General features: G+C 45.7%; 2 tRNA genes and 3 rRNA genes. All 5 read left to right on the forward strand.

The features are described 5' to 3' along the window. The first annotated feature begins 575 nt into the window (after nt 1-575). The 5 genes from NO995_RS17740 (at nt 576) to rrf (ending at nt 5721) form a co-directional block, all read left to right on the forward strand. A 16S ribosomal RNA gene (locus tag NO995_RS17740) occupies nt 576-2093 on the forward strand. A gap of 139 nt (nt 2094-2232) precedes the next feature. After that, nucleotides 2233-2306 (forward strand) — tRNA-Ile (locus NO995_RS17745). A gap of 105 nt (nt 2307-2411) precedes the next feature. Next, nucleotides 2412-2485: transfer RNA gene (locus NO995_RS17750), tRNA-Ala, on the forward strand. Between the two features lie 172 nt (nt 2486-2657). Then, nucleotides 2658-5487 (forward strand): 23S ribosomal RNA (locus NO995_RS17755). 125 nt (nt 5488-5612) lie between these two features. Next, a 5S ribosomal RNA gene (rrf, locus tag NO995_RS17760) occupies nt 5613-5721 on the forward strand. The 16S, 23S and 5S rRNA genes sit together here with 2 tRNA genes alongside, the layout of an rRNA operon. Nucleotides 5722-5724: the final 3 nt, after the last annotated feature.

Raw genomic sequence — 5724 nt, forward strand, 5'->3', positions numbered from 1 at the left:
GTTGAATCAAAAATAATTTGGATGTAACTTATTGTAAATAAGCATTGGACAAAAAACTTTCAAAAAAAGGCGATAAAAAGTTTGTTTGGTAGAGAAAAAGGGTGGTATATTTGCAGCCCGTTAGCGGCGAAGCTGCTGGGGTAAGTTCATAAAAAGGTAGGGGTACGAGGTTTAGAGATTTGATTTTCAGGTCAAAGGAAAAAACTTCAAAAAAATATCAAAAACATCTTGTCAGAATTAAAAAAGGTTGTATGTTTGCAGCCGCAAAAATAGCGAAGGTTATGAGTAGCGAAGTTCTTGTAAGAAGTGTTGATATACTTGAGAAAACGAAGTTTTAAAGCTTCAAAAATTTTTTCAAAAAAAAGTATCAAAACTATTGTGAGGTTAAAAAAAGGGTTTTATATTTGCACCCGCTTAACGAGGAAACGAGTTAAGAAACAAAGAGAAATAAGTTCATAAACATATTGAATTGACAGCGTAAGATTTAAATTGGAAACGATTTAAATCGACTAAGAGAATAAACCATTTTGAGTACTAGAGATTCCAATTAGTTGTTAAATAATATTTAAAATTTAACGATGAAGAGTTTGATCCTGGCTCAGGATGAACGCTAGCGGCAGGCCTAACACATGCAAGTCGAGGGGTAACAGGGAGCTTGCTCTGCTGACGACCGGCGCACGGGTGCGTAACGCGTATACAATCTGCCTTGTACTGGGGGATAGCCTTTAGAAATGAAGATTAACACCCCATAGTATAATTACTTCGCATGGAGTTTTTATTAAAGGTTACGGTACAAGATGAGTATGCGTCCTATTAGCTAGATGGTGTGGTAACGGCACACCATGGCGACGATAGGTAGGGGGCCTGAGAGGGTTATCCCCCACACTGGTACTGAGACACGGACCAGACTCCTACGGGAGGCAGCAGTGAGGAATATTGGACAATGGTCGAAAGACTGATCCAGCCATGCCGCGTGCAGGAAGACTGCCCTATGGGTTGTAAACTGCTTTTATACGGGAAGAAACCACTCTACGTGTAGAGTTCTGACGGTACCGTAAGAATAAGGATCGGCTAACTCCGTGCCAGCAGCCGCGGTAATACGGAGGATCCAAGCGTTATCCGGAATCATTGGGTTTAAAGGGTCCGTAGGTGGATGATTAAGTCAGAGGTGAAATCCTGCAGCTCAACTGTAGAATTGCCTTTGATACTGGTTATCTTGAATCATTATGAAGTGGTTAGAATATGTAGTGTAGCGGTGAAATGCATAGATATTACATAGAATACCAATTGCGAAGGCAGATCACTAATAATGTATTGACACTGATGGACGAAAGCGTGGGGAGCGAACAGGATTAGATACCCTGGTAGTCCACGCCGTAAACGATGGATACTAGCTGTTCGGATTTCGGTCTGAGTGGCTAAGCGAAAGTGATAAGTATCCCACCTGGGGAGTACGTTCGCAAGAATGAAACTCAAAGGAATTGACGGGGGCCCGCACAAGCGGTGGAGCATGTGGTTTAATTCGATGATACGCGAGGAACCTTACCAGGGCTTAAATGTAAGTTGCATGATTTAGAGATAGATCTTTCTTCGGACTACTTACAAGGTGCTGCATGGTTGTCGTCAGCTCGTGCCGTGAGGTGTCAGGTTAAGTCCTATAACGAGCGCAACCCCTGTTGTTAGTTGCCAGCGAGTAATGTCGGGAACTCTAACAAGACTGCCAGTGCAAACTGTGAGGAAGGTGGGGATGACGTCAAATCATCACGGCCCTTACGTCCTGGGCTACACACGTGCTACAATGGTAGGGACAGAGAGCAGCTACCCCGCGAGGGGATGCGAATCTATAAACCCTATCTCAGTTCGGATCGGAGTCTGCAACTCGACTCCGTGAAGCTGGAATCGCTAGTAATCGCATATCAGCCATGATGCGGTGAATACGTTCCCGGGCCTTGTACACACCGCCCGTCAAGCCATGGAAGCTGGGAGTGCCTGAAGTCCGTCACCGCAAGGAGCGGCCTAGGGTAAAATCGGTAACTAGGGCTAAGTCGTAACAAGGTAGCCGTACCGGAAGGTGCGGCTGGAACACCTCCTTTCTAGAGAAAGACGACTAATGGTATCATTAAAAACTAAGAAAAGAGTAGTTTATTCTCATAGCTGTTAATTTAAAAAACAAGTCACCAGAAAACGGTGCTCAGTATTGATACTGAAAACTGAAAACTGTAGACAAAACACAGTCTCATAGCTCAGCTGGTTAGAGCGCTACACTGATAATGTAGAGGTCGGCAGTTCGAGTCTGCCTGAGACTACGAAGTACCAGAGATGGTCACGTTCATTAAATATTGAAAGGAAATTCTGGAAGTTAGAGAATTCAACGTTTGTAATTCTGAATTCACAATTCTGAATTTCATTATGGGGGATTAGCTCAGCTGGCTAGAGCGCCTGCCTTGCACGCAGGAGGTCATCGGTTCGACTCCGATATTCTCCACGAGTCCTGAGGGACACAAGTTCATTGACATATTGAAAAAAGATACATGAAAGATAGATTTAATATCTATTTTAAAAAATTTGTAATTATAATATTCGTTACGAGCGATATTATAATAGATATTCACAAGATAATAATCTGGTGAATGAAACTCATAAAAAAGCAAAAAGTACAATAAGCTAAATAAGGGCGTATGGGGAATGCCTAGGCTCTCAGAGGCGATGAAGGACGTGATAAGCTGCGAAAAGCTGCGGGGATCGGCACATACGATTTGATCCGCAGATATCCGAATGGGGCAACCCACTATATTGAAGATATAGTATCCGTTAAGGAGGCGAACCCGGAGAACTGAAACATCTAAGTACCCGGAGGAGAAGAAAACAAAAGTGATTCCGTTAGTAGTGGCGAGCGAACGCGGATTAGCCCAAACCGATGTTGTTACGGCAATGTCGGGGTTGTAGGACTGCAATATTCGAGTTATGCTGAATTAGAATTGTTTGGAAAGACAAACCAGAGAGGGTGATAGTCCCGTATAAGTAAAAATTAACAAGATAGCAGTATCCTGAGTAGCGCGGGGCACGTGAAACCCTGTGTGAATCAGTCGGGACCATCCGATAAGGCTAAATACTCCTGAGAGACCGATAGTGAACTAGTACCGTGAGGGAAAGGTGAAAAGAACCCTGAATAAGGGAGTGAAATAGAACCTGAAACCATACGCTTACAAGCGGTCGGAGCCCAATAGGGTGACGGCGTGCCTTTTGCATAATGAGCCTACGAGTTACCGTTGCTAGCAAGGTTAAGTGATTAAGTCACGGATCCGTAGCGAAAGCGAGTCTGAATAGGGCGCTTTAGTTAGTAGTGGTAGACGCGAAACCGTGTGATCTACCCATGGGCAGGTTGAAGCTGTAGTAACATACAGTGGAGGACCGAACCGGTTGACGTTGAAAAGTCTTCGGATGACCTGTGGGTAGGGGTGAAAGGCCAATCAAACTCGGAAATAGCTCGTACTCCCCGAAATGCATTTAGGTGCAGCGTTGATTAATAGTTTTATAGAGGTAGAGCTACTGATTGGATGCGGGGGCTTCACCGCCTACCAATTCCTGACAAACTCCGAATGCTATAAAATGTTTATCAGCAGTGAGGGCATGGGTGCTAAGGTCCATGTCCGAGAGGGAAAGAACCCAGACCATCAGCTAAGGTCCCCAAATGTATGCTAAGTTGAAAAAACGCGGTTGAACTGCTTTGACAGCTAGGATGTTGGCTTGGAAGCAGCCATTCATTTAAAGAGTGCGTAACAGCTCACTAGTCGAGCGGTTCGGCATGGATAATAATCGGGCATAAGTATACTACCGAAGCTATGGATTTATAATTTATTATAACTGGTAGGGGAGCATTCTAACAGGGTTGAAGGTGTGATGTGAGTCATGCTGGACTGGTTAGAAAAGAAAATGTAGGCATAAGTAACGATAATGCGGGCGAGAAACCCGCACTCCGAAAAACTAAGGTTTCCTCAGCTATGCTAATCAGCTGAGGGTTAGTCGGGACCTAACGCGAACCCGAAAGGGGTAGTGGATGGACAACAGGTTAATATTCCTGTACCTGCTCTTATTAAAAGTGACGGAGGCGTAAATTTGGTGCGAACTGACGGAATAGTTCGTTGAAGCCAGTGGTAACACGGCGATAGTACACTAAGGCTTCGGCTGCGGTGATAATCCAGAGTAGCGACTTCCAAGAAAAGCGAGAGAAGCAGCCCGTACCCTAAACCGACACAGGTAGTTGGGATGAGTATTCTAAGGAGCTCGAGAGATTCATGGCTAAGGAATTAGGCAAAATAGACCCGTAACTTCGGGAGAAGGGTCGCCCCACTCCGGTGGGGCCGCAGTGAAAAGGTCCAGGCGACTGTTTATCAAAAACACAGGGCTATGCTAAATTGAAAGATGACGTATATGGCCTGACACCTGCCCGGTGCTGGAAGGTTAAGTGGAGGGCTTAGGAGTAATCCGAAGGTCTTAAATGAAGCCCCAGTAAACGGCGGCCGTAACTATAACGGTCCTAAGGTAGCGAAATTCCTTGTCGGGTAAGTTCCGACCTGCACGAATGGTGCAACGATCTGGACACTGTCTCAGCCATGAGCTCGGTGAAATTGTAGTATCGGTGAAGATGCCGATTACCCGCTGTGGGACGAAAAGACCCCGTGCACCTTTACTATAGCTTAGTATTGGTTTTGGATAAGTAATGTGTAGGATAGGTGGGAGACTTTGAACCGGGTTCGCCAGGATTCGGGGAGTCATTGTTGAAATACCACCCTTTGCTTATCTAGAGTCTAACCCTCGACGAGGGGACAGTGCTTGGTGGGTAGTTTGACTGGGGTGGTCGCCTCCAAAAGAGTAACGGAGGCTTCTAAAGGTACCCTCAGCACGCTTGGTAACCGTGCGTAGAGTGCAATGGCATAAGGGTGCTTGACTGAGAGACCTACAAGTCGATCAGGTTGGAAACAAGAGCATAGTGATCCGGTGGTTCCGCATGGAAGGGCCATCGCTCAAAGGATAAAAGGTACGCCGGGGATAACAGGCTGATCTCCCCCAAGAGCTCATATCGACGGGGGGGTTTGGCACCTCGATGTCGGCTCGTCACATCCTGGGGCTGGAGAAGGTCCCAAGGGTTGGGCTGTTCGCCCATTAAAGTGGCACGCGAGCTGGGTTCAGAACGTCGTGAGACAGTTCGGTCTCTATCTACAGTGGGCGTTAGAAATTTGAGTGGATCTGACTCTAGTACGAGAGGACCGAGTTGGACTAACCTCTGGTGTATCTGTTGTCGCGCCAGCGGCATTGCAGAGTAGCTACGTTGGGAAGGGATAAGCGCTGAAAGCATATAAGCGCGAAACCCACCACAAGATGAGATTTCTTTAAAGGGTCGTGGGAGATGACCACGTTGATAGGCTACAGGTGTAAAGGCAGTAATGTCATAGCCGAGTAGTACTAATAACCCATAGGCTTATTGTACGCCTGTTTTTTTTAAGAGTACAGATTTTTTAAATAGTATCTAGCCGATATGGTTCTTTTTTCAATATGTTAAAATATTAGCGCGTGATGCGCGGTTGATGTTTAAAATACAACAACCTAAAATTTAAGGTGATTATAGCGACGGGGCTCACCTCTTACCATTCCGAACAGAGAAGTTAAGCCCGTTAGCGCCGATGGTACTGCCATTTGTGGGAGAGTAGGTCGTTGCCTTTTTTG

This window comes from Aestuariibaculum sp. M13, from assembly GCF_024723255.1.
Taxonomy (GTDB): domain Bacteria; phylum Bacteroidota; class Bacteroidia; order Flavobacteriales; family Flavobacteriaceae; genus Aestuariibaculum; species Aestuariibaculum lutulentum.